Below are 21786 nucleotides of genomic sequence, written 5' to 3'. Positions count from 1 at the left end.
AGCCCTATCTTTAATGTTACATTATAACGTATCAACGAACTGCAGGACCCCACCATGAATTTCAGCAAAACCACCCTTGCTCTGGGCTTGGCCGCCCTGGTTTCCGCCACGCCGGCATTCGCCACCAACATTGTTGCATCCATCAAGCCGATTGAACTCATTGTGAAAGCGGTTGCCGGTGACAAAATGAATGTCTCCACCATCGTGCCGCCGGGGTCCAGCCCGCATAATTACAGCATGAAACCGTCACAACGCCGGGCACTGGAGCAGGCCGATGCAATTTTTTGGGTAGGACCAGACATGGAGACCTTCCTCAGCCGCCTGCTTGGCGGAACGGAGTTCGCAGGCAAGGTCGTTGCATTCACGGAACCGTCCGAAGGTGAGCCGGACATGCATCACGACCACCACGACCACCATCATCACGGCCACGATCACGGCGACGGTGAAGACCCGCATCTGTGGGTAGATCCGGGTATGGCACTGCAGATGGCCAAAGCCGTCCATGCCAAGCTCAGCACTCTCGATGGCATTAATATCTCTGAGTTAGACGCCAACCTGAAAGAATTCGAGCACAGCCTTCACACGACAGAGCAAAATATCGAAACAAGCTTCAAGCAACTTAAAGGCACAAGCCTGTTCGCCTACCACAACGCATTCGAACGTTTTGCGGAACACTACGAACTTGATCTGGCCGGTGTACTCACCCTCAACCCGGAACTGTCGCCCGGAGCCCGACACATCGCGGAGGTACAGAAACAACTGCGTGCAGCCAATCAGCCCTGCTTGCTGACCGAACCTCAGTTCAACCGCCAGTGGTGGCGGTCTATCACCGAAGGGCTCAACGTGACCGTCAGTACCTGGGACCCACTGGCGACCGACATTGCATCCACTGCCAATGGCTACATCGAATTTCAGCAATCCATTGCTGACGCGGTACTCGAATGCCTACCAAAGTAGGCTGAGCATCAGCGGGATAGACACCATTGCCAGAAGAGTCTGCCCGCTGATAATTCCGGCCATCAAGGGCGCGTCACCACCCAGTTGGCGCGCCAGAATATAGGCAGAAGTGGCGGTAGGAAGAGTGGCGAGCAGCACCGCCACTTGCACCAGCAATCCGCTCAGTCCCAACATCCAGGCCAATCCAACCGCCATCATCGGAAACACAAGCAGTTTCAAAGCGGACGACACCAAAAACGGAGCAGACGCACCACGCAACGCGCTCAGCTGCAAACCGGCACCAACCGTCATCAAGCCCATGGGCAAGGCCAGATTACTTAGCGGCTCCAGCGTGCCCGCCAGCAGTGGATGAAAACCAATTTCGAAGAAGCTCCACAACACCCCCAACACCGAACCCACAATCAGTGGATTGGTAACAATTGCGCGCAAGACCTGCTTCAAGCTGACTTTGTCTTGGCCGGCCACCAGAGAAAACATCAGGATGCACAGCAAGTTCAGCATCGGCACCATGATGGCAACCGCGATGGCGGTCAGCGATAAACCGTCATCGCCCAGCAGCATTCCACCCGCAGCCAACCCCACGTAGGAGTTGAAACGAATTGCGCCCTGGTAGACCGACGAAAACACCGGCCCACTCCAACGCCTGAACAGCTGCACAAGCACCAGCGCCAGTGTCATAGCCGCCAACATCGAGATAATGAGCAATGCGGTATCGGCATAGGCCGAGACCGGGAGCCGCGCCTGCCCCAACTTGAACACCAGCATGGCAGGGAACAGGATGTAATAGGTGAAGCGCTCAGCCTGGGGCCAGAAGTCCCCGCCCGGGAAATTCATCCGCCTAAGTACGTGCCCCAACATGATCAAAACAAACACCGGCACCAGCGCCTGAACGACTACCTGCATGCTATAGACCTTATAATCGTTGCCATTTTGCTCACCTGAGGTTAGATTCAGGGTATTGCTTTCCAAAACGGCGTAATGTGAACAACGTGAACACCCCGATTTACGGCATTCATACACCAAATATCGCACTGCGGTCTTCTTTCGAGAACACCGGCAGGGCTGTTATACGCCTCTGATTCCGCTGAATCCACCTTTCCCCTCTTCCGGATTCAGCGCTTAAACCACACTTTTTTTAGATTTTTCCAGGAGATTCCTATGGCTGAATTACCTTCAATCGTAGTGGCAGAAGAAGATTACAACCGCTTGAGCACCCTGCTTGAGCGCGTCGCAGGAAAGTCCGATGTGGCTGACGGCCTTGAGGATGAATTAAGCCGGGCAGACCTCAAGCCTCTGAGCGAAATGCCGGAAGGTGTTGTGACCATGAACTCGGTGATCCGGTTTGTGGACGAAGACGCCAACAAAGAACACGAGATGATGCTGGTGTACCCGCACGAAGTGGGCGACAGCGCTCAAAAAGTGTCCATTCTGGCCCCCGCTGGCGCTGCCATGCTGGGCTTGAGCATCGGCGACAGCATCGAGTGGCCGATGGCGGGCCGGAAGCCCATTCACTTGAAAGTGGTCAGCGTTACCCGAAACGCCTAATCAAAAAAGCCGCGCGAGGACACACCCTCTGCGCGGCTCTTTTACAACTCACATCAATCTTCGATGAACACCAGGCTCTCTTCGGAACCTGTGGCTTCCAAACGCCCCATAGGCTGAAGATCCAAGCCTTGCTCGCGAGCTGCCGCTTCGAATGCGTCACGGCTACTTTCCGCCACGCTCACCATCAAACCACCACTGGTTTGCGGATCACAGAACAGCAGCTTGTCCGCTTCAGTCATGCCTGAAATAGCCTTTCCGAACGCCGCCGCATTACGATGGGTGCCACCGGGAATACAGTCAGCATCAATATATGGCTGCAGGTTTGGCAAAGTCGGGATAGCCTTACGGCTCACGGTGGCTTTCACACCACTGCCACGACAAATCTCCAGCAAGTGCCCCGCCAGGCCAAAGCCGGTGACGTCGGTCATCGCACTCACGCCTTCGATCTGGGAGAACACCTCACCTACTTTATTCAGCGTGGACATGTTCTCGACCGCAACCGCCAAATCGTCTGGCGCCACCTTACCTTTCTTGGAGGCACTCGTGAGAATGCCCACGCCCAGAGGTTTGGTGAGATACAGAAGATCCCCGGCCTTGGCTGTATCATTGCGAATGATACGATCTACATTCACGGTACCGGTAACGGCCAGACCAAAGATCGGTTCCGGGGAATCAATGCTATGGCCACCCGCCAAAGCAATGCCCGCCTCGGCACACACCGCACGCCCACCATCAATCACCTTGGCGGCGATCTCGGGCGCCAGCTCGTTCACCGGCCAACCCAGAATCGCAATCGCCATTACAGGCTTGCCACCCATGGCATACACATCGCTGATAGCATTCGCCGCCGCAATTCGACCAAAATCAAACGGATCATCCACCACCGGCATAAAGAAGTCGGTGGTACTGATAACGCCCACACCGTTGCCGATATCGGCGACCGCAGCATCATCCCGACTGTCGTTGCCTACCAACAATTTCGGGTCATGGAAGTCCGGCATATCCGTGTGAAGAATTCGGTCAAGAACGTCTGGAGCAATCTTGCAGCCACAGCCAGCACCGTGGCTGAACTCGGTCAATTTGATAGACAAGGTTTCTTCCTTCTATACGTTACGGAGTGTGCTTGGGTTTTTGCTAGTATACCCGGAACCAACAAGTTTACAGATCAGCACACTTTGCAGTCACCACACAGGAACGTCAATGAGTAATCCAGCCAGCAAGCCAGATCACCAGGGCCCCGCCACTCGCATCATTCACAACCGCCGCCACCAAGACACCTTTGGCAGCCCCTACTCTCCTATTTACAACACCACCACCTATCGTTTCGAGAACACCGCTGCCCTGCTCGATATGATTGAAGGCCGCAGTGAAGGCTATCTGTATACCCGGTGGGGCACCAACCCCAGTATTCAGGAGCTGGAGCAAGGCCTGGCCGGCCTGGAGCAGGCTGAAGCTGCGCTCGCGTTTGCCTCGGGAATGGCAGCCATTTCAGCAACCCTTTTCACCCACGGTCGCAATGGCATCGTTTGCGTAGGCGATCTGTACGGTGGCACTCAAGCTTTTCTTGTCGAGCAATGCCAGGCTTTGGGCATTCAGGTTACCTTCCTGTTTCGGGAAGAGCTTAACCACCTGGCAGAACACTTGGACCAGCCCGGCAAACTGGTGTACTTCGAAACACCGGCCAACCCCAACATGGCCATGCTGGATATTCGCGCCATCGCCGAAACCGCACATAAGCACGGCGCCCTGGTAGCCGTGGACAACACCTTTGCCAGCCCCATCAACCAAAAACCGCTGGCGCTGGGTGCCGATCTGGTGTTGCACAGCGCCAGCAAGTATCTGGGCGGCCACAGCGACATTACTGCCGGTGCACTGATGACGTCTGAAGCGCTTGCCAAGCCTGTTGCCAGCTGGCGCAAAAACCTGGGCCAACTTATCGCCCCGGAAACCGCAGCCCTGCTGTCACGGAGCCTTCGCACGCTGCCAGTCAGAATCCGCCAGCACAATGAAAACGCGATGAGCGTGGCCCAAGCAATGGAAGCACACCCAAAAGTCACCAAAGTGCACTACCCGGGCCTGCCTTCTTTTGAAGGCCACGAGCTGGCCTGCAAGCAGATGAGCGGCTTCGGCGGCATGCTCAGTATTGAAGTGGAAGGTGGCCAAGAGGCGGCAGCGCAGGTGGCAGACAGCCTCAAGATATTCCTTCTTGCCACCAGCCTTGGCGGCGTTGAAAGCCTCGTCAGCCAACCCAGTGCCACGAGCCACCATGGGCTCAGCCGCGACGAGCGCCTGAGGCGAGGTATCGGCGATGGCATGCTGCGCCTGTCGGTAGGGCTGGAAGATGCGACCGACTTGATTGATGATCTAACGCAAGCCTTGAGTTAAACGTTGAGTGCGGCTCCCTTTCAATATACCGGGAGTCGCACTACATTATAGAAGGCCAAAACACTGACCCGCCGAAAACACCTTAGATAACCCTTCACAGGACCCGAGGGGAACAAAAATGCACGGAAAAAATCTTTTTATTGCATGGATGCTAACAGCACTGTGCATGCCACTCCCCAGCCAGGCCACCGAGCCCCCCGGCGAACTGGAGATTGCCGTCATTACCGATGTACCGATCACCGCCGCAACCACCGAGCTATTGCAGCAAGCCTATCAGCGTTTGGGCGTGACCATGAAAACACTAAACGCGCCATCTCGCCGCGCCCTGATGATGGCCGACAAAGGGCTGCTGGACGGCGACTTATTCCGAATCGCCCGAGTAGCCTACGACTACCCCAACCTGGTACGCGTTGAATACCCGCTGTTGCAGGGTGAGCTACGAGCGGTGGTGCGCCCCGGCGATGGCAATCTACTGGACTCTCCTAAATCCACGCCTATAAAGGCTGCGGTGCGCCTTGGAATTATCATTGCCGAACAGACCGCTAAAACAATGGGCATGAAACCCGTTCAGGCCAACAGTTACGAGCAAGCTCGCACACTTCTGGAATCGGGCCGGGTAGACATAGCTCTGGTCTCCGACATCGAAGGTTTTGGCCCACTGGCACGGAGTAGCTGGCAAGAATTCGAACTACTCCCCGAACCCCTTGCCACGTTTACGCTGTACCACTACCTCAACCGCCGCCATGAGAATGTTGCCAGAGCCTTGCCCGCAATACTGACAGACCTCGAAGAAGAAGGCCTGAAAACCGAAATACTCAGCAAGTTCCGCGAGAAACAACGCGAATGGCGCAGTGAAGACTATGTAACTGAGAACCCAGGCAACGACAGCACACCGCCTGCCTCACCGTCTCTGCTGAAACGGCTGCTATACTTTCTGTAGCCCCTGCTGGCCCGCCACGCCCAAAGGGCACCTACCTTCGAAAAGGTAGCCGTTTACGCAAAATGAGTGCAGCAGTCATGCTCACCAGTAAAGCCTATCGCGCTTGGCTTTTTCTAGCGCTTTTTATGATACCCGCCCACTCCGGTGCCGAACTGCCTGAACGCGTCCAGATTGCCGCGATTTATGATGAACCCACCACAGCCGCCGGAGCAGCAATAATCAAACGGGCCTATCAAAGGCTGGGCGTAGACGCCTCCGTTATTATTACGCCTTCACGCAGAGCCCTGATGATGGCCAACACCGGGGTGTTCGACGGCGACCTTTTTCGGATAGGACGCGTTGAGCAGCTGTTTCCGAATTTGATCCGCGTGGAGCACGTGCTGTTTCGGGGAACCTTGAGGGCAGTCGTTCGCAAAGGCGAAACGCACCACTTGGCCCTACCCCCGCCGAAACTCACAACGGTTGCAATCAGGCGGGGCATTATCATTTCCGAATTAACGGCGCAAAACATGGGCGTAATTTCCGTATACACCAACAGCAATCGTCAGGCACTCAGCCTGCTTCAAGCCAAACGCGTAGACGCCGCGTTTTTTACCTTTGTCGCACACTTCAGCCCCGTCGAACCCAGATTCCTGTCCGGCCTGCATCTCGTTGAAGAGCCTATGGCGACCTTTAACCTTTACCACTATCTAAACCTGCGCCAACGGGAGTTGGCCAATGCTCTGCCTGGTGTTCTCAGACAGATGGAGGAAGAAGGTATTATTGAGGATATTTTGGAAAGTTTTAGGGAGCGGCGGGGGGAGTGGGGGCAAACGAATTAATCAATCATCTATAGTACGTCGTTCATTCGCACTGCGTGCGCGAATGTGGCATGTCAATTTTGATCGAACTACTCTTAAGCCAACTTTCTAGTTCATCAATAACCTCCAAGCGCCGATACTCTCCCACTCCTTTGATCTCACACTCCCAAAGGGTGCAGACACGCCATCCAAGCCTCAACAATTCATCCAGGCTCCGCTGATCTCTGTAGATATTTCCCTTAATTTTCGAATACCAAAAATCGGACCGGGTTTGAGGCCATTTAAATAGATGACAATTATGACCGTGCCAGAAACACCCATTAATGAAGATAACTGCACGATATTTCGGCAGAACCAAGTCCGGCGAGCCCTGCAAATCTTTGCGGTGCAGGCGAAACCTGAAACCACGCGCGTGCAACGTTTTTCGGACCATAATTTCCGGTTTAGTATTCTTACCTCGGATGCCGGCCATCATTCTGGACCGAGTAGCACGGTCTACCACATCAATCACTTCGCAAAATACCTCCTGGAATTTAAAGCCCTACCTGGTATCCTACACCCCTACCTAATTTTGGCGAACTTTCGATGACCGACACTATAAAAGTAATCGACCTTTTTGCAGGCCCGGGCGGGCTTGGCGAAGGATTTTCCGCATTTCGGACTTCGAGTGGAAAACACCCTTTCAAGATCGTTGCTTCAGTGGAAAAAGAAGCCAGCGCTCACAAAACGCTCACTCTGCGCGCCTTTTACCGTCAATTTTTGGGGCGCAAAACTCCAGCTGAGTATTACGAATACCTTCGCGGCAACCCAAAAGTGAGTGCGGAGCAGTTTTTCTCAGAGAAGTTCCCAAAAGAGTGGGCAGCTGCAAAGCAAGAAACGCTGGGTGGCCCCAAAGCGTTGGGCAGTGAAGACCATAATGAAATTTTTGCAGCAATAGAAAAACAGCTTACCGGACATAAAGGAAAAAAAATCGTTATCGGCGGGCCTCCATGCCAAGCTTACTCCCTCGTTGGCAGAGCCAGAAACAAAGGCATAAAAGGGTATGTTGCCGAAGAAGACCACCGACACTTCCTGTACAAAGAATATCTGAAAGTTCTGGACCTCGTTCAGCCAGACATTTTTGTCATGGAGAATGTCAAAGGCATCCTGACTGCCAAGGTTAATGGCGAGTCAATTTTCGAGAAGATTCGGGAGGATCTCGCCTGCCCCTCTCGTGCACTTGAGAGCGACAGCAAAGAAGTCGAGTATGAATTACTACCCTTTGCTCACCCACTTGAAAATCACAATCTGTACGGCAACTACCAGAACAAGGATTTCGTGATTCGTGCTGAAGAGTTCGGTATTCCTCAAGCGCGCCACAGGGTCATTCTTCTGGGTGTTCGCAAAGACCTCATGCGAAAAAACATGACAGGAGAACTTCTGGCTCCTTGGAGAACAGAGCATCAAGTTACTACAGGGCAGGTATTGTCCGACCTTCCTTCTCTTAGAAGCGGGATTTCGAGGACCAAGCCCAATGACTACCAAACGTGGAAACAAAACTTTGAGAAAGGTTTTCTTAAGGTTCATCCAGAGTTAGCCTTCTCGCAAGCTGCGCAACAAAAATCTGAAAAAGCATACTACTCTGCTTCTGAGGTTCTGAATCAAGGTGGGAGGTTTGTCGCCACTAAAAGTCGACACAAAAGTTGCATGCCCGAAAAGCTCGAAGAGTGGTTTGCAGATGAACATTTGGCAGGGTTCGTGAATCATGAAGCCAGAAATCATATGGCCGAAGACCTGCACCGCTACCTTTATGCAAGTTGCTTTGCTGCAGCCAACGACGGTGTCTCACCACGTTCACGAGATTACCCTGAAAGCTTGGCTCCAGCACACAAAAACTGGAAGAGCGGCAACTTTACGGATCGTTTCAAAGTCCAGGCCAAAGATCGCGTCGCCAGTACAGTTACGAGCCATATTTCTAAAGACGGACACTACTTCATCCACTACGATCCAGCACAGTGTAGGAGCTTAACCGTCCGGGAAGCCGCAAGAATTCAGACTTTTCCAGACAATTATTTTTTCGAGGGGAATCGGACCGAGCAATATGTTCAGGTGGGAAACGCCGTCCCACCATTACTCGCACACCGGATCGCAACCGTCGTATCTGAGCTGCTGGAAGCCTGAAACAAAGACAGCGCTTGCCTGAACAAAAGAGAGTGTGTTCAGGCAGGTGCAAGGCCGGATCGATAAGCAGCATCCTCAAAAAGTTGATTGATGAAACCCTCAAGATCCTCAGTTGACATCGATGCAAGGTGGCGAATTTCGTTATGCAGCCGGACCTGAAGCGTCACCTTCCGCATAAGCTCCTCCATTTTCCTAACCCCATACTTACACGATGCCTGCACCCAACCCTCGGCGAGGGCAAGGGAGAGCTCCTTGCTACTAGCAATACTTGGCCTCTCCGTTATCTGAACAAGTGCATCCTCAGTCAACGATTGCAACAACCCCCAACGTTCTTGGTGCCCCTCACCTCGATCCAGTACCACCCCCCTCAACCAAAGACGCTGAAACGCGTTTCTTATTCCGCCATGATACCGCTCTCTCGCTCCGAGCGAGAACCTCCAGGTAACAATGTCAGGCAACAACACCGTTGCTATACACGCCCAGACATCATCTCGTAAAAACTCACCATTGTTAGCCCCAGTAAGTTCCACAAGCTGGATTGAAGCCTCTGCATCAAACTCAGATGCCTGTGCACGATCAGGCGATCTCGGATACCCATTTTTTTTTGCTATTTCAAGAATAGCTGTTCTGAGTCCTGTTAATTGCGAATGAGGCACCTTGGCCCCACCAGTCGGAGCATAGTAAACAGCATCAGGCAGACTATAAGCCAACGCGAAAGCTGACCCTCTGGCAGTCGGTTCTAGTTTGTCCAAAAGCTGATCCACTGCAGCCCGTCTCAGCCGTGGAAACAATTTTACAATCACAACTCCTCCTGCCGGTCAGCGATCGCCCAGATACAAGCCCTAAACCTCCCCGGCTGGGTCTCCGCTTTCTGCTGGAGCGTATTGATAGGAGTGTTTGGCCAAGCCAAGCTGACCCAACTCCCAGCTTGAGCCCCAAGAGAGCCTGCTGGAGCATTATCGATAATATCTTGGGCATCCTCCTCATCCATCAGTTTCTCCAAAATCTGACCAATGATCTCAACACTAAGATACCGTAAAGCAAAGTCATCACCAGCTTGAAGCCTTTCAATAAATTGAGGAAACTCAGTGTTGAGATATAGGCGTACAGCACCATGAAAATCTCGATTCCAATCGCCTGGATTCCAGCTCATATACCACGGAGAGTTGGATTCCGGCAGGTCTTGAAAAAAACTACTAAACCTCGCTGTTTCTATCGGAAACCTTGGTTCATCCCCGTCAAGCCTCATAGTGGATCGTTCAGACCAAAGCTTGCTATTCGTTTGTATCGGTGAGAGGCGCGGTGCCTCAGCAGGGGAGGCACTTAGCACCAATGTTGTTGTCAAAAAGATCAACGACGACAAACTTGAACTATCAGGAATCAACTTCACTTCAGCTCGACTAGCTGATGCCGTGATGGGATAACGCGCACAAGTCAACATTTGCCTTGGGTAACGGCCAGCTCCTGTTCCGACTTCGACTAGCAACTCCAACTCCAAGTTCTTGGGGGAAATCCCCAGTGCCTCTGCAGCTTCTTCAAAGCTGACCTCAATGTTTCTGGTCAATTCTATTTTGCAAGCATAATCCCAACCCGCAACGAACTCCGCTGCGGGTGCAAGCTCACCACCATCCACGCGAATAAACCATGGTTCAGCAATGACGTTACTATCGGGTACAGTCAAAAAAGGGAATGCAACACTGGCAGTCATACCCCCCCCTCAGTCAATACATTTAGACTCACCGTAACAGCTCCATGTTTTGGAAGGGCCACTAACACTTCAATAACCCCTACTTCCCCATTCACATCCACACCGCACATATCACCAACGGTACGGTAGGACGCCGTCTCAAAGCGAAACTCGAGGATTTCGGGTTTTTCAACAATGTCGTTAGGCGACGAAAGGCCTCCGCCGTCAATAGCAAACATCGCGCTGCCTTGAACTCGAACCCCAGACCTACCTGAGCCCTGAAGAACTTCAGAACGAAAAACAGCTACAGGACCAGTGTGTGAACTATACCCATCCAACAACCTATCAAAAATAGGCCGCGTTACTTGGGCCGTCCGAGACGCGGATCCCGATTTGCCAGAACTTATCCGTTTACGGCCTGCCCCGCCTCCAAGTCCTTTGTCAAGAATAGCCCCAATTTCGCCTGCGACCTTAGCCAATGAGAGGCCCGCCTCACCTTGCGGACCCGGTGATGCGCTCACTATAGCAACTTCACGGGCAGCCTTTTTTATCTCTCGCAACGCGACATTGACAAATGTTTTGGGGTGCCCCTTGGGCAAGTGGTCCGGGATCCAGTCATCGTGGGCAGGGGGCTCGGCATCTGCAAATGCCTGCTCCACTTCATCGTCAGAGTTGACAACAAACACCCCACCCCATTCCAGCCTCTCATCAGGCAAAGGATCACCTTGGACATATCTAACCACTAACTCTACCGGCCTCATTACGGCTATGTGGCTAGCAATCCTAGGGAACGTGCTCCCTGTCTCTACAAGCCGCCTCCTCTTAGCTTTAAGTCCCTTTTGTATAGCCAGCTTTCCAAGATCGCGGGCAGGCCGTTGACACGAAATCATGTCAACGTCACTATCATTCCCTGAACGTATCTTGTTCATTGCCTGACAAAAAAGATCCAGAGGCGGAAATAGTTCGGGTGCAGGTATTTCGAGGCCTTCACCATCAACCTCAACCTTACAGGCCAACCTCCTGGCAGCCGGTGTACTCGCCATCATTCTCGGCCAGAAATTCCACAGAAGTGTCTCGACAATTTTTTTCCCTACCAATTCCGGAGGTTCTACAGAGCCATCCTCATTTCGAACCTCAAAACCAAGAATCATTATCGAGGTGCCGGTTCTGCATTCCCCTCGATCCGGAAACCCTAGAGAGCTAGCAAGTATGCGGGCGGACTCATTGATCAGCGGCTCTGCAAAGTCGCCTTCGGGGGAAAGCTCCCCCCACCAATGACGACCAGTGTACCGTTGTAAATACCCATTATTTTCAACATCAAATGATTTGCCTACATGGCAGCCCATAAATCGGCGTGATTTCTCGTTATCTCCGTTTACATATGTGTCCACTAAAATGGTATTACAAGAACTCATCGCATAAAGAGACACCTTTCCGAACCCATAAGTCCCTCCGCCGTGACTGGTATCACGACTACTTCCGATATTTCTCAAAAAATCAATGAAGTCAGTTTGCGTAGTCCCTACAGGCATTTGATCAGAACGGGTAGGTCCGCCTAGTCCTGTTGTACCAAAGTCACAAATTTCAAGAACTATCGGGCGATCTGTATCTATGAGCCGAGCAAGCCGCTCACAAGACCCTTCCTCTTTTGGAAGATCATAAAGCGCCTTGGTAGCCAAAACGTCCATTTGCTCACGCGACAACTGTCGCAGCCTGATTAGTACTTCTGGAGGCTTGCCCAATTTAGCTGCATCCAGAATATTCTGAACCGACTCACGAATTAGCGTCTGGAGGGGGTCTAGGGACGGTGAGCCTAGCAGTCTCCTAAAATTCTCTCCAATATTTCCAGATTTTCCGTATTGCTCTGAGTGCAAGTTCATCATTGTGCAAGATACTTCACTAATTCCTTATTAATCATAGCCTTACGGGAGCAATGAACAATCGAACCGCTGGCTAAACTTAGATCAACATCGTATTCGACACTATGAACACCGAACGGAAGTTGACCGCCTTCAAAACTTGCTAATGTTAGCCTTGGAAACGCCTCATCAACCCGGAAAAGCACCTCATTTTCGAGCGAAAAGCTCAGGTAATTCCATTCAGCTGACTCCGGATCGTAACACTCCAACTTTCTAAGACATTCAAGCAACTTTTCCGGCCTATCACACCTCCGAACAGCTCGATTAAAAAGACTAGACACATTTAACGTCCCGTTTGGCGTTGTTTCCAATGTCAACCGGACAAGATACAAGCTTCCACCCGCTGGCTCACGTAACTGCTCTAATGATTGGATAGATACAAAATTGTTTGTTGGAAAACGGGTACTCTTTACCTCCAATGCAACGCCACCTGCCCGGAAGTCATGGCGCCCGCCTTGTGGGCCCATCCAAGCCTTCCAGGCGCTAGCAGAGTGATCGAGTAATTCATTAAGCACGAACAGTTCACCAACAAGCCCTACCACCTTCTCTGCTGCCACATCTTTACTTTTGGGCTGAGTGAGAAGTGAGCGAAAGTCCTGAAGCGTACTACGTACCGCCACAGGAACGCTTGCCCCCGCTTCTATCCGAAGAATAATCTCATCCACAACCTCGGCAAAAACACTTTCTAACTCACCGGCTCGACACGTAATGTCCAATAATCGAAACCTACCACCCTCAATATCAGCCGATATCTCCTTGATTTGAAGGGCGGCGGTTACCGAGAACCTTCCCGTTTTCTCTGAAACTCCTAGCGGGAGTAGCAATCGCGCCTCCCCTCCATGCCCAAGCGCAAATCGAATGGGCCCTGTTGTTAATTCAACATGGGACTTACGCGTTGGCAACTCCCCGGCCGAAGGACCATATTCGCCAAGCCTCAATAAGGACCATTGGTTACTAGCGAACTTTTCCGCATCAGACATTTGCAGCCTCCGCCTGAGCGCGCTCTTCGTCATCTATCTGGTCAATCTCATCGCCAGACACATACTCCAACTCGATACTGAAGTAATTGCCTGAAACCTCTTTGCTACCGGGGAATACAACCCCATAACCGAGGATATCGCTCACTGCCTCAATTCTGGATCGAGTCTCACTTTTTTCTGTCTGAGGCTTTGAGTCCTTGTCAATTACGTAAAGAAGTAAAAGTGGTTTTTTACCAACAGCCGTCTCCCTTTTCACCTTCAAATCCGACCACTTCATAGACTTTTCAAATTTTAAGTCGCTATCCACCACCAAGTCGGAGCGAGACATCAAAGCTTTTATATCTGCGGTATCAGAATCACTTGCAGAGTTGAGTTTAGCCCGATTAACAGTTGGGACCGGGCCAATCACCCCCAAGTCATCGTTTGACAGTTTGGTTCGCTTAGAGCCTACGACAGCCACATTCCACTTTTGAAGCGCCTCACCAGCCCCCTCAATGAACGCACTCAAAACCTTTGGAGAAAGGTCTGCATGGTCCGGGTGCGCCACATACGTTGAAAAAAATCTATTAACTGCCGTCCGAGGAACATCAATCCAAACGAGTCCGTCACCAGATCTCTGGCGCAATCCCAAATTTTCGGCTTGGCTAACAAGATCTGCCGCTGCCTGCCAATTCTTTGAGAGAGTATTCTGGTCGCGGTGGTTAAAACGGAACGTTTGCTTATGAGCCCCCCAATAGCTAATCGCGCATCTATTGGCTGATTTCATTTTCGATGCAGTAGTAATTGCCATGCCTGGAATTGCCCTGACGCGAACCGCCATATCCATTGGGGTTATTTCACGCACCTTGTATTCCTCAATCTCCTCACGGATCTCAGCTTCTATTCCAGCCAACGCCCGAAAACGAAGAGCTAGCTCTTCGGTGGTCCAGATCCGGGGCAGGTCTTCATACCTTGACCGGTAGCCAAACCACCGCCCCATTTGCAGCAAGGTATCGTACTGACTAGCCGAACGCAGAAAGTAGCTAACTATGAGTCCCTCTATTGTTAGCCCTCTAGCCAAAACAGAGCCACCCACCACAATGTAGGTTTTCGCAGCCCCCTCATAGTCTATCCGGTCATCACTAGCGCCGTTCTCAACAGGCACCTCAATACGGTCCAATACGGCCGGAATTTCATTGATAAGATCGGAGAAGGGAACTGCAGGTTCGTCAGAGATGGCTTGCCCTAAGCGTCCGTTTTCGCTTTCCCAAACCTCACGCAATCGTCGTGAAGCTTGGCTACTAGCGATGCGCAACTCGCTGTCTTTAACCTCCAACCACCCCTGAATAAGCGAGGCCAATTTCTCGTGCATTGTCACGTATGCAGAAGTATGAACTAACATCGACATGTGCTTGTCTGAATCTCCGCGAACACGGCGGGCAGCACAACAACCAAGAAAATAAAGTACTGCCAGCTCTAACGAAGGTGCCATTGCGGGCTGGAATGCATCACGCTCTTTTGCTTTTGCGGGCTGAAGCAGCTGCACCTCTTCTTCATCAATATGACGAATCATATCTAGGCCATCATCCCCATCATCATCGCGATCTGATTCAACTGAAGGCTGGCCGAATAATTTTTTAGCTCCAAAATACCTATCCGGAGTTGGCAAACATGTTATAAATTCTCTTGGATAAAGATCGTCCAGAGTTACCCCATCCGGCTTGTAAGGGTTAATAAATACGTTAGCAAAAGGAGTTGCCGTATACCCAACGTAAGTAACTGATGGGAAGAGTTTTAAAAGTTCTCTAATCCGCTCATTGATAGTGGTCATGTCCGCCTCTCCTGAGGCAGAGTTGACGCTAGCTTGGTCGCACTCATCATCTACGATCAGAACTTTTAAGCGTTTGAGCGCGAATGGGGGGGTTTCCTGAATAGCAAGCAGGAGTTTTCCTAATGGTGAAACGTTCTTTTTAACAACGGCTAGCTGAATGCTATCCGGCTGCGACAACAACCCACCATTGGGCGGTTTTTGAAAATCACCATCCTCATCTACTGCGGTTCGCACCTGCCAATACTCTCGGCGTCTTTCAACCAAATCACTCATTATTCGGAGTTGAGTTTGGCGCCGAAGTTTATTAGTTAGACCAGCCAGAACAATAATAGTGTTGTAACCAGCATCAATTGCTTTTGCCATGACGGCTGTCATGTTAGCTGTTTTTCCGGACTGGACATGACCTACAACCAACCCCTTGCACGTAAACTTATTTTCTTTGGGGTTATTCAGAAGCGAGACAACTTCGGTAGATGTTTCCTCAATACCCTCAACATCATCGGGGTGCCAGTTCTTAGCATTAATTAGATATTTTTTCAGAGCTGGCCAATGCAGGTCATTTGGCTTAGACCCATAGTACCAAGGATCTCTTTTCCTTATAACAGAATTAACCTTTATAACCTCAACGTTCTCTAGCCTCTTCGCCAAGATTTGGTAGGCTTGGTCATAAATTTCAGATGACAAGGCTCCTGGCATTAATGCATCATTTCGAAGTTTCACAGCTGAAAGAGCTGACTCTAGATCTTTTGACGCAGGCAGTGCGTCTTCTAACATCGACACTATCGCATCAACTTGAGGGCTAGGCATGCGTTAACTCCTAAAAAACATATTACCGGGAAGTTTATTTTCAACTGGAAAAATTAACCCCATACCTATTGCATAATCTGCCCGAAGGAGCGATCAGAGTTGAAATGAAACTACTGAGGAGTTCGACGTCCAACTGTCGCAAATCATTCTTATGTGGCTAATCATCCCTAAAAGGAACCGTAGCCTTCTAACTAAAAAAAATCCAAAGAATTTAGCAGAGCTTCGTCAAACTCATCAAAGTTTTACAAAATTTCACAAAACGACCCATTCTCTTTGATTCTTGCACCCCAGCCAACTAACGTCCTAACCTTAATCAGATAGTTCTTGATCGGCATCTACCTCTAGGACCGCTTTAAGGGCTGGGCTCTACCGCAAGGCTATTTAGCCATTGCTGCAACAGCCTGTATCGCAAACTATGTCTACACGCCCCCCAACCAAGCCGCCCCACGCACCCCACTAGAATCCCCGTGCACCGCGCGCTCAACGGGCGTGCCGCATTCGCCTCCAAACACATAGCTCGACAGCCTTTCGGGCAATTCTTGATAGATTTGCTCGGCGTTACTCATACCGCCACCCAAAACGACAACGTCCGGGTCGAGCACATTGATCACTGCGGCTATGCCTCGGGCCAGATGGTCGAGGTATCGGTTCATGCTTTCATCAGCCTTTTTATCGCCCTGCAGGGCGTTTTCAGCGATTGTTTTAGCGGGCAGCTGTTGGCCGTGGAGAAGCTTGTGGGTATGGGATAGCCCGGTGCCAGACAGGAAGGTTTCGTTGCAGCCGTAGCGGCCACAAAAACAGGGGCGTTGATTCAGCTCGGTTTGCGGGGTCCAGGCTAAGGGATTATGGCCCCACTCTCCGGCCACTCCGTTTGGGCCGGTGAGTATTCGTCCGTTCACGCTGATACCCGCGCCGCATCCGGTGCCCAGTATGGCGGCGAACACCACGTTATGGTTCTTGCCGGCTCCATCGGTTGCCTCGGAAAGCGCCAGGCAATTGGCATCGTTGGTAAGGGTTACCGGCCGCTGCAGCAACGCGCTCAAATCCTTCTGCATAGGCTGGCCGTTGAGCCAAACGGAGTTGCCGTTTTTGACGGTACCGGTGATGCCAGAAATGCTTCCGGGTATTCCAACACCCACTGGCAATCCATGCTTACCGGCCTGTGATTCTGCAGCCAGGACTAACGAGTGAATGGTTTCGAGAGTGGCTCGGTAATCCCCACCCGGAGTAGCCACACGCTTTCTGAAGTGCTCGTTGCTTTCCCGGTCAATCAGAATCACTTCCGTTTTGGTACCACCCAAGTCGATTCCGACCAACCAATCACTGTGCATGCAACGCTCCGTTCCAAATCCGCCCCTAGGAGGGGAAAATTCTAGGCCTTCCCTGTTATGGCTGCACTATTCGTCTGCGGCGGGGAGCTGATGCGGCAATTGAAGAAGGTCGTCCAACGGCACCGGCCGAGAGAAATAGAAGCCTTGCAGCATGTCACAGCGGCGGTTTACAAGATCATTTCGCTGCCCTTCGGTTTCAATACCCTCTGCTACCACTTCCAAGCCAAGGTGGTGGGCCATGGTGATAATGCCTTCTACAATGGCGGCATTTTCACGGCCACTGTCGATGTCCCGCACAAAGCTTCTATCAATTTTCACTTTGTTGATGGGCAGCTGGCGCAAATAGCTCAGGCTTGAAAACCCGGTTCCAAAATCATCGATGGCGACTCTCACACCCAGATCCCGAATGTTCTGAAGCAGCTCGATCGCCTTCTCCGAGCCCGCCATCATTAAGCCTTCGGTGACTTCGAGTTCCAGCTTCTCAGGGCTCAGCCCGCTTTCATCAAGGGCCTGCTTTACTTCATCAAAGAATCCGTTGCGCCGGAAGTGCACCGGGGAGATGTTTACCGCAACGGTAAGCGGCTTGTCACGGCCAGCATTAATATTCTTCAGATCTTGGCAAGCATGCCTCAGCACCCAGCGGTCCAGATCAATTATCTGCCCGGTACGCTCGGCCAACGGGATAAAGTCACCGGGCGGCACCATGCCTCGCCCGGGATGCCGCCAGCGCACCAGTGCTTCTAGCGAGGTCATCTTTCCGGTGACCGCATCCACCAACGGCTGGTAATAAAGCACCAACTGATCGTGCTCTACCGCTTCAAGCAATTCCCGCCTGAGCTCGATGTGTTCGCGTACCGTGGAATCCACATCGCCCACATACCATTCCCAGGTATTGCGGCCTTGGGCTTTAGCTTCGCGCACGGCCAGGTGTGCGTGCTGAATGAGCTCACTGGCGTTCTTGGAAGATGCCCGCCCCAGTGCCACACCAATACTGGCACTGACATGCAACACATGTTCGTCGATTACAAAGGGCCGCGCCAACAGACTCAATAGCCCTTCTACCACGGGAAGGGCCTGCTCAACCCGCCCGCGCTCGGTCAACAACACACCGAATTCATCGCCGGCAAACCGGGCAAGAAAATCACTGGGTTCCAACCCCGCCACTAGCCGGTCAGCCACCGCCTGCAGCAGGTGATCTCCTACCGCATGGCCCAAACCGTCATTAATCGAGGCAAATCCATCAAGGTTGATCAACAAAACCGCCACATGCCCTTTGGCTAACGGAAGATCTTCGGTAAGCCGAGATTCGAAACCGGCGCGATTAGAAAGCCCCGTCAGCATGTCGTGGGTGCGCTGAAAATGCAGTTTCAGTTCGCTTTCCCGCTGGCTGGTGATGTCTTTGGCAATGCCGTACACACCGACCACCTCGTCATCGACGATAATCGGAAGATTCGTCACTTCGATCAAATACTCGTCGCCGCTGATGTTATAAGCAACCACTTCATAATATTGAGGGATGCCCTTGCGCGCCTGATCAAACGCCTGAGTGGCAGTATCGTGGTACTCGGCTTTGAGGAATTCATTGAAGTGCAATCCAAGAATAGCCTTCTCCTCAAAGCCCGCGATGTTTTCAGAACTCCGGTTAGCCGCCACGAAACGGCCGTCCAGGTCCAACTCGAAAACCGCATCCGGATGGTAATTAAACAAAGACTGGTAACGCTGGGACTGAATACGGAGCGCCCGCTGATCCTGCTTTCGCGCCAGCGCAAACGCCAACAACCCGGCAGCCCTCATGATCAACACCAATTGATCGTCTGTGGGTGTACAGGGCGTCGGATGATAGGTTGAGAACGTGCCTAACAGGGCGTCGTTATCCATAATCACCGGGATAGACCAGCACGCCCTTAGATTCTCTTGAAGGGCACTTTCCCGATAGTCTGCCCAGTTCGGGTCATCGGAGATATCTGGGGTGATGACTACTTTTTGGGTGTAGGCGGCTTTCCCACACGAAGCTACGTTCGGGCCGATCTTTACCCGCTGCATGGCGGCCCGGTAACTCTCGGACAGCCCTTCACCGGTGACCAGGCTGAGCGTTTCGTCAGCTGAATCGTACATCATGAACGTCACGGTCGCGTCAGGCATTTCCCGCGCCACCATTTTCGTCACTTCCGCCAATATATCCATGAACGGTTCATGGCTGGCGATCATGTCCTGAATTTTCTGTTGATCCGCCAACTCGGCAAGGATGCGATTCATTCTTATGCCTTAAAGAGAAGCGTTATTACTTGAGACTACCGTTGAATCCTGGAGATTACCAGCCAACTTTCGGCCAAACCAAGATCGCGAAAAGTCTAAGTACATCAAAGCTCAACCATAAAAAAACATAAGTTTCGCCTAGACTCTCCTTGCTTTAAGGATATAGATCATTTCCAGATAATTAACCAGCAATCTCGCCGGCTGAGCCCGCATTTGCGGACTCGCTCACGCCACATCGATCAGAACAACTTCGCTGTCTGCGATCGCATGAACCGACAAACTCTCCTCCTCTCGAATCGCGACGCCGTCACCGGCACTCGCCACCACTCCGTTTATTGAAATTTGCCCGGACGCAGGCACCAAATAAACCTTTCGGCCCGGCGCTATCTGATACTCCGTGCTCTGCCCTGCTGCCAACGTTGCTGCCACCATTCGTGCGTCGGCACGTATTGGCAACGCATCGGTATCTTCCGGCAAACCGCTTGCGAGCGTGACGAAAGCCCCACTGCGCTCTCCTTTCGGAAAGGGTTTAGTGCCCCAGGCCGGCGCTAATCCTTTCTCATCGGGCATGATCCAGATCTGAAAGATCTGCGTGGTTTCGTCTTCCTCGTTCATCTCGCTGTGTGAAATGCCGGTGCCAGCGCTCATCACCTGCACATCGCCCGCCTCGGTTCGGCCACGATTACCCAAACTGTCCTGATGCGTAATCGCGCCCTTGCGGACATAGGTGATGATTTCCATCTCGCGATGCGGATGCCGGGGGAAGCCGGAGTGCGGCGCAATCGTATCGTCATTCCATACCCGCAATTTTCCCCAGTGCATGCGTTTCGGATCGTAATACTCGGCAAAGGAAAAGTGATGACGCGTGTCGAGCCAACCATGGTGTGCACCACCCAATTCTTTATAAGGCCTAAGCTCAATCATTGCGAAACCTCCTCAACATTTATTTCAACTGATTTGTCCAATAAAACCACTATAGGGCGAACAGGCTGCCTACTAAACCGGAACGTTTTGACCGTATCATTCAGTAAAATTGAACTCAGTTTCCCTGAGTAAAGCTAAGGATTTCCCCTCAATCAATCCGGTCGGTTTCCTGTTAGAATTGTCGCCTCAAACGGGCAAAGCTGAGCATTTAATGATCAACACTACCTCTCCTCATACAACTGGACCGGAGCCGTCCCGCCGCTTCTCCATTGCACCGATGATGGACTGGACGACACCTCACTTCCGCTATTTAGCACGTATCCTGAGCCGTCGCGCGCTGCTGTATACGGAAATGGTGACTACGGGTGCGTTGATCCATGGCGATACTCAGCGCTTTCTTCGCCACGACGCGGCCGAATACCCGTTGGCCCTCCAGTTGGGTGGTAGTAACCCGGACGAGTTGGCGCAATGCGCAAAACTCGCTGAAGAGTATGGCTTCAGTGAAGTAAACCTCAATGTGGGCTGCCCCAGCGACCGGGTTCAGAACAACATGATCGGCGCTTGCCTGATGGGGCATCCAGACAAAGTCGCCGAGGGTGTGGCTGCGATGAAGGCCGCAACCAGCCTGCCAGTAACCGTAAAGCACCGGATCGGTATTAATGGCCGGGATTCATGGGAAGAGCTGTGCGAGTTTATTGAAAAGGTTTCTGCTGCGGGCTGTAACACCTTCATCGCGCACGCCCGCATTGCCATTCTCGAAGGCCTCAGCCCGAAAGAAAACCGCGACATCCCACCGCTGAAGTACGACTGGGTATATCGCTTGAAAGAGACCTACCCGGAACTCGAAATCATCATCAACGGTGGCATCAAAACCATCGATGAATGCCACGGTCATCTTCGCCATACCGACGGTGTTATGCTGGGGCGCGAGGCCTACCATAACCCTTGGCTGCTGACCGAAGTAGATCCGGAGTTCTTCGGCGAGGAAGCCCCGGTGGCCAGTCGCCACGAGGCGCTACGGGCCATGTTTCCGTTCATTCAGAAAGAGCTGGACCGTGGCGTTTACCTTACCCACATCACCCGCCATATTATGGGGCTGTTTCTCGGCATGCCGGGCGGCAGACAGTTCCGTCGCCACTTAAGCGAAAATGCCAACAAGCCCGGCTCGGGGCTGGAAGTGGTGGAACAGGCACTCGCGAAAGTACGTGAGCCTGAAACGATGCTGGAAATCTGACAGCCCACGGCTTTAGTTGTCTTGTTCCTGTTGTAAGCTGCCGTTATTGTA

General features: G+C 52.1%; 18 protein-coding genes. 7 read left to right on the top strand and 11 right to left on the bottom strand.

Annotation, left to right across the window (positions count from 1 at the left end; genetic code table 11):
* Positions 1 to 54 precede the first annotated feature (54 nt).
* Positions 55 to 957 carry a zinc ABC transporter substrate-binding protein gene (locus tag JAO79_RS08155; protein WP_199006774.1) on the top strand — a complete coding sequence of 301 codons (903 nt, stop codon included), beginning with the start codon at positions 55 to 57 and terminating at the stop codon, positions 955 to 957.
* On the opposite strand, the gene JAO79_RS08150 is transcribed toward JAO79_RS08155, so the two are convergent.
* The gene (locus JAO79_RS08150; protein WP_199006773.1) at positions 946 to 1860 is read right to left on the bottom strand and encodes an AEC family transporter; all 915 of its coding nucleotides are present in this window, start codon (positions 1858 to 1860) and stop codon (positions 946 to 948) included. The two genes, JAO79_RS08155 and JAO79_RS08150, sit on opposite strands and share 12 nt — an antisense overlap.
* Positions 1861 to 2115: 255 nt before the next feature.
* Here JAO79_RS08150 and rnk point away from each other — a divergent pair, with 255 nt between their 5' ends.
* Entirely contained in the window at positions 2116 to 2502 is a 387-nt protein-coding gene (gene rnk / locus JAO79_RS08145) for a nucleoside diphosphate kinase regulator (protein WP_199006772.1), read from the top strand.
* Positions 2503 to 2555: 53 nt separating this feature from the next.
* Here the strand turns inward: rnk and selD are convergent, their stop codons facing one another.
* Positions 2556 to 3593, bottom strand: coding sequence for a selenide, water dikinase SelD (selD, locus tag JAO79_RS08140; RefSeq protein WP_199006771.1), 1038 nt, complete (start codon positions 3591 to 3593; stop codon positions 2556 to 2558).
* Positions 3594 to 3702: 109 nt separating this feature from the next.
* Between selD and JAO79_RS08135 the strand changes: the two genes are divergently transcribed.
* From JAO79_RS08135 to JAO79_RS08125, 3 genes are all read left to right on the top strand, one after another.
* Positions 3703 to 4887: a trans-sulfuration enzyme family protein gene (locus JAO79_RS08135; RefSeq protein ID WP_199006770.1), complete on the top strand. Its 1185-nt coding sequence runs from the start codon at positions 3703 to 3705 to the stop codon at positions 4885 to 4887.
* 118 nt (positions 4888 to 5005) lie between these two features.
* Entirely contained in the window at positions 5006 to 5827 is an 822-nt protein-coding gene (locus JAO79_RS08130) for a hypothetical protein (RefSeq protein WP_199006769.1), read from the top strand.
* Positions 5828 to 5889: 62 nt separating this feature from the next.
* Entirely contained in the window at positions 5890 to 6648 is a 759-nt protein-coding gene (locus JAO79_RS08125) for a transporter substrate-binding domain-containing protein (protein ID WP_199006768.1), read from the top strand.
* A 22-nt stretch (positions 6649 to 6670) separates the two neighbouring features.
* Here JAO79_RS08125 and JAO79_RS08120 read toward each other — a convergent pair whose 3' ends face one another.
* Positions 6671 to 7129 (bottom strand): very short patch repair endonuclease, encoded by a 459-nt coding sequence (locus JAO79_RS08120; RefSeq protein WP_320158954.1) that lies wholly within the window; start codon positions 7127 to 7129, stop codon positions 6671 to 6673.
* Between the two features lie 83 nt (positions 7130 to 7212).
* Here JAO79_RS08120 and JAO79_RS08115 point away from each other — a divergent pair, with 83 nt between their 5' ends.
* Positions 7213 to 8787 (top strand): DNA cytosine methyltransferase, encoded by a 1575-nt coding sequence (locus JAO79_RS08115; RefSeq protein ID WP_199006766.1) that lies wholly within the window; start codon positions 7213 to 7215, stop codon positions 8785 to 8787.
* Positions 8788 to 8825: 38 nt separating this feature from the next.
* Here the strand turns inward: JAO79_RS08115 and JAO79_RS08110 are convergent, their stop codons facing one another.
* The 8 genes from JAO79_RS08110 to JAO79_RS08075 all read right to left on the bottom strand — a co-directional run bounded on the left by JAO79_RS08110 (position 8826) and on the right by JAO79_RS08075 (position 20501).
* The gene (locus tag JAO79_RS08110; RefSeq protein WP_199006765.1) at positions 8826 to 9590 is read right to left on the bottom strand and encodes a hypothetical protein; all 765 of its coding nucleotides are present in this window, start codon (positions 9588 to 9590) and stop codon (positions 8826 to 8828) included.
* Positions 9587 to 10495: a hypothetical protein gene (locus JAO79_RS08105; RefSeq protein WP_199006764.1), complete on the bottom strand. Its 909-nt coding sequence runs from the start codon at positions 10493 to 10495 to the stop codon at positions 9587 to 9589. The genes JAO79_RS08110 and JAO79_RS08105 overlap by 4 nt, the downstream gene beginning before the upstream one ends.
* Positions 10492 to 12357, bottom strand: a complete 1866-nt coding sequence (locus tag JAO79_RS08100) for a hypothetical protein (protein ID WP_199006763.1) — start codon at positions 12355 to 12357, stop codon at positions 10492 to 10494. The genes JAO79_RS08105 and JAO79_RS08100 overlap by 4 nt, the downstream gene beginning before the upstream one ends.
* Complete coding sequence (locus tag JAO79_RS08095) at positions 12354 to 13373, bottom strand: PD-(D/E)XK motif protein (protein WP_199006762.1); 1020 nt, start codon at positions 13371 to 13373, stop codon at positions 12354 to 12356. The genes JAO79_RS08100 and JAO79_RS08095 overlap by 4 nt, the downstream gene beginning before the upstream one ends.
* Positions 13366 to 15990: a Z1 domain-containing protein gene (locus tag JAO79_RS08090; protein WP_199006761.1), complete on the bottom strand. Its 2625-nt coding sequence runs from the start codon at positions 15988 to 15990 to the stop codon at positions 13366 to 13368. Before JAO79_RS08090 ends, JAO79_RS08095 begins: the two co-directional genes overlap by 8 nt.
* Before the next feature lie 419 nt (positions 15991 to 16409).
* The gene (locus tag JAO79_RS08085) at positions 16410 to 17321 is read right to left on the bottom strand and encodes an ROK family protein (RefSeq protein ID WP_199006760.1); all 912 of its coding nucleotides are present in this window, start codon (positions 17319 to 17321) and stop codon (positions 16410 to 16412) included.
* Between the two features lie 66 nt (positions 17322 to 17387).
* Positions 17388 to 19577, bottom strand: coding sequence for an EAL domain-containing protein (locus JAO79_RS08080; RefSeq protein WP_199006759.1), 2190 nt, complete (start codon positions 19575 to 19577; stop codon positions 17388 to 17390).
* Positions 19578 to 19802: 225 nt separating this feature from the next.
* Entirely contained in the window at positions 19803 to 20501 is a 699-nt protein-coding gene (locus tag JAO79_RS08075) for a pirin family protein (RefSeq protein WP_199006758.1), read from the bottom strand.
* Positions 20502 to 20712: 211 nt separating this feature from the next.
* Here JAO79_RS08075 and dusA point away from each other — a divergent pair, with 211 nt between their 5' ends.
* On the top strand, positions 20713 to 21735 hold the full coding sequence (gene dusA, locus JAO79_RS08070) for a tRNA dihydrouridine(20/20a) synthase DusA (RefSeq protein WP_199006757.1): 1023 nt from the start codon (positions 20713 to 20715) through the stop codon (positions 21733 to 21735).
* The last annotated feature ends 51 nt before the right edge of the window (positions 21736 to 21786 follow it).

It is taken from the genome of Marinobacter litoralis (genome assembly GCF_016427555.1).
GTDB classification, from domain to species: Bacteria; Pseudomonadota; Gammaproteobacteria; order Pseudomonadales; family Oleiphilaceae; genus Marinobacter; species Marinobacter litoralis_A.
Note: the sequence above shows the minus strand (reverse complement) of the source record. Positions and strands in the feature narration are given on the sequence as shown.

Bases quoted from the DNA above. Each gene is read 5' to 3' on its own strand.
- JAO79_RS08155 (WP_199006774.1), top strand. From the start codon at position 55: ATGAATTTCAGCAAAACCACCCTTGCTCTGGGCTTGGCCGCCCTGGTT.
- JAO79_RS08150 (WP_199006773.1), bottom strand. From the start codon at position 1,860: ATGCAGGTAGTCGTTCAGGCGCTGGTGCCGGTGTTTGTTTTGATCATG.
- rnk (WP_199006772.1), top strand. From the start codon at position 2,116: ATGGCTGAATTACCTTCAATCGTAGTGGCAGAAGAAGATTACAACCGC.
- JAO79_RS08135 (WP_199006770.1), top strand. From the start codon at position 3,703: ATGAGTAATCCAGCCAGCAAGCCAGATCACCAGGGCCCCGCCACTCGC.
- JAO79_RS08130 (WP_199006769.1), top strand. From the start codon at position 5,006: ATGCACGGAAAAAATCTTTTTATTGCATGGATGCTAACAGCACTGTGC.
- JAO79_RS08125 (WP_199006768.1), top strand. From the start codon at position 5,890: ATGAGTGCAGCAGTCATGCTCACCAGTAAAGCCTATCGCGCTTGGCTT.
- JAO79_RS08115 (WP_199006766.1), top strand. From the start codon at position 7,213: ATGACCGACACTATAAAAGTAATCGACCTTTTTGCAGGCCCGGGCGGG.
- JAO79_RS08105 (WP_199006764.1), bottom strand. From the start codon at position 10,495: ATGACTGCCAGTGTTGCATTCCCTTTTTTGACTGTACCCGATAGTAAC.
- JAO79_RS08100 (WP_199006763.1), bottom strand. From the start codon at position 12,357: ATGATGAACTTGCACTCAGAGCAATACGGAAAATCTGGAAATATTGGA.
- JAO79_RS08095 (WP_199006762.1), bottom strand. From the start codon at position 13,373: ATGTCTGATGCGGAAAAGTTCGCTAGTAACCAATGGTCCTTATTGAGG.
- JAO79_RS08090 (WP_199006761.1), bottom strand. From the start codon at position 15,990: ATGCCTAGCCCTCAAGTTGATGCGATAGTGTCGATGTTAGAAGACGCA.
- JAO79_RS08085 (WP_199006760.1), bottom strand. From the start codon at position 17,321: ATGCACAGTGATTGGTTGGTCGGAATCGACTTGGGTGGTACCAAAACG.
- JAO79_RS08080 (WP_199006759.1), bottom strand. From the start codon at position 19,577: ATGAATCGCATCCTTGCCGAGTTGGCGGATCAACAGAAAATTCAGGAC.
- JAO79_RS08075 (WP_199006758.1), bottom strand. From the start codon at position 20,501: ATGATTGAGCTTAGGCCTTATAAAGAATTGGGTGGTGCACACCATGGT.
- dusA (WP_199006757.1), top strand. From the start codon at position 20,713: ATGATCAACACTACCTCTCCTCATACAACTGGACCGGAGCCGTCCCGC.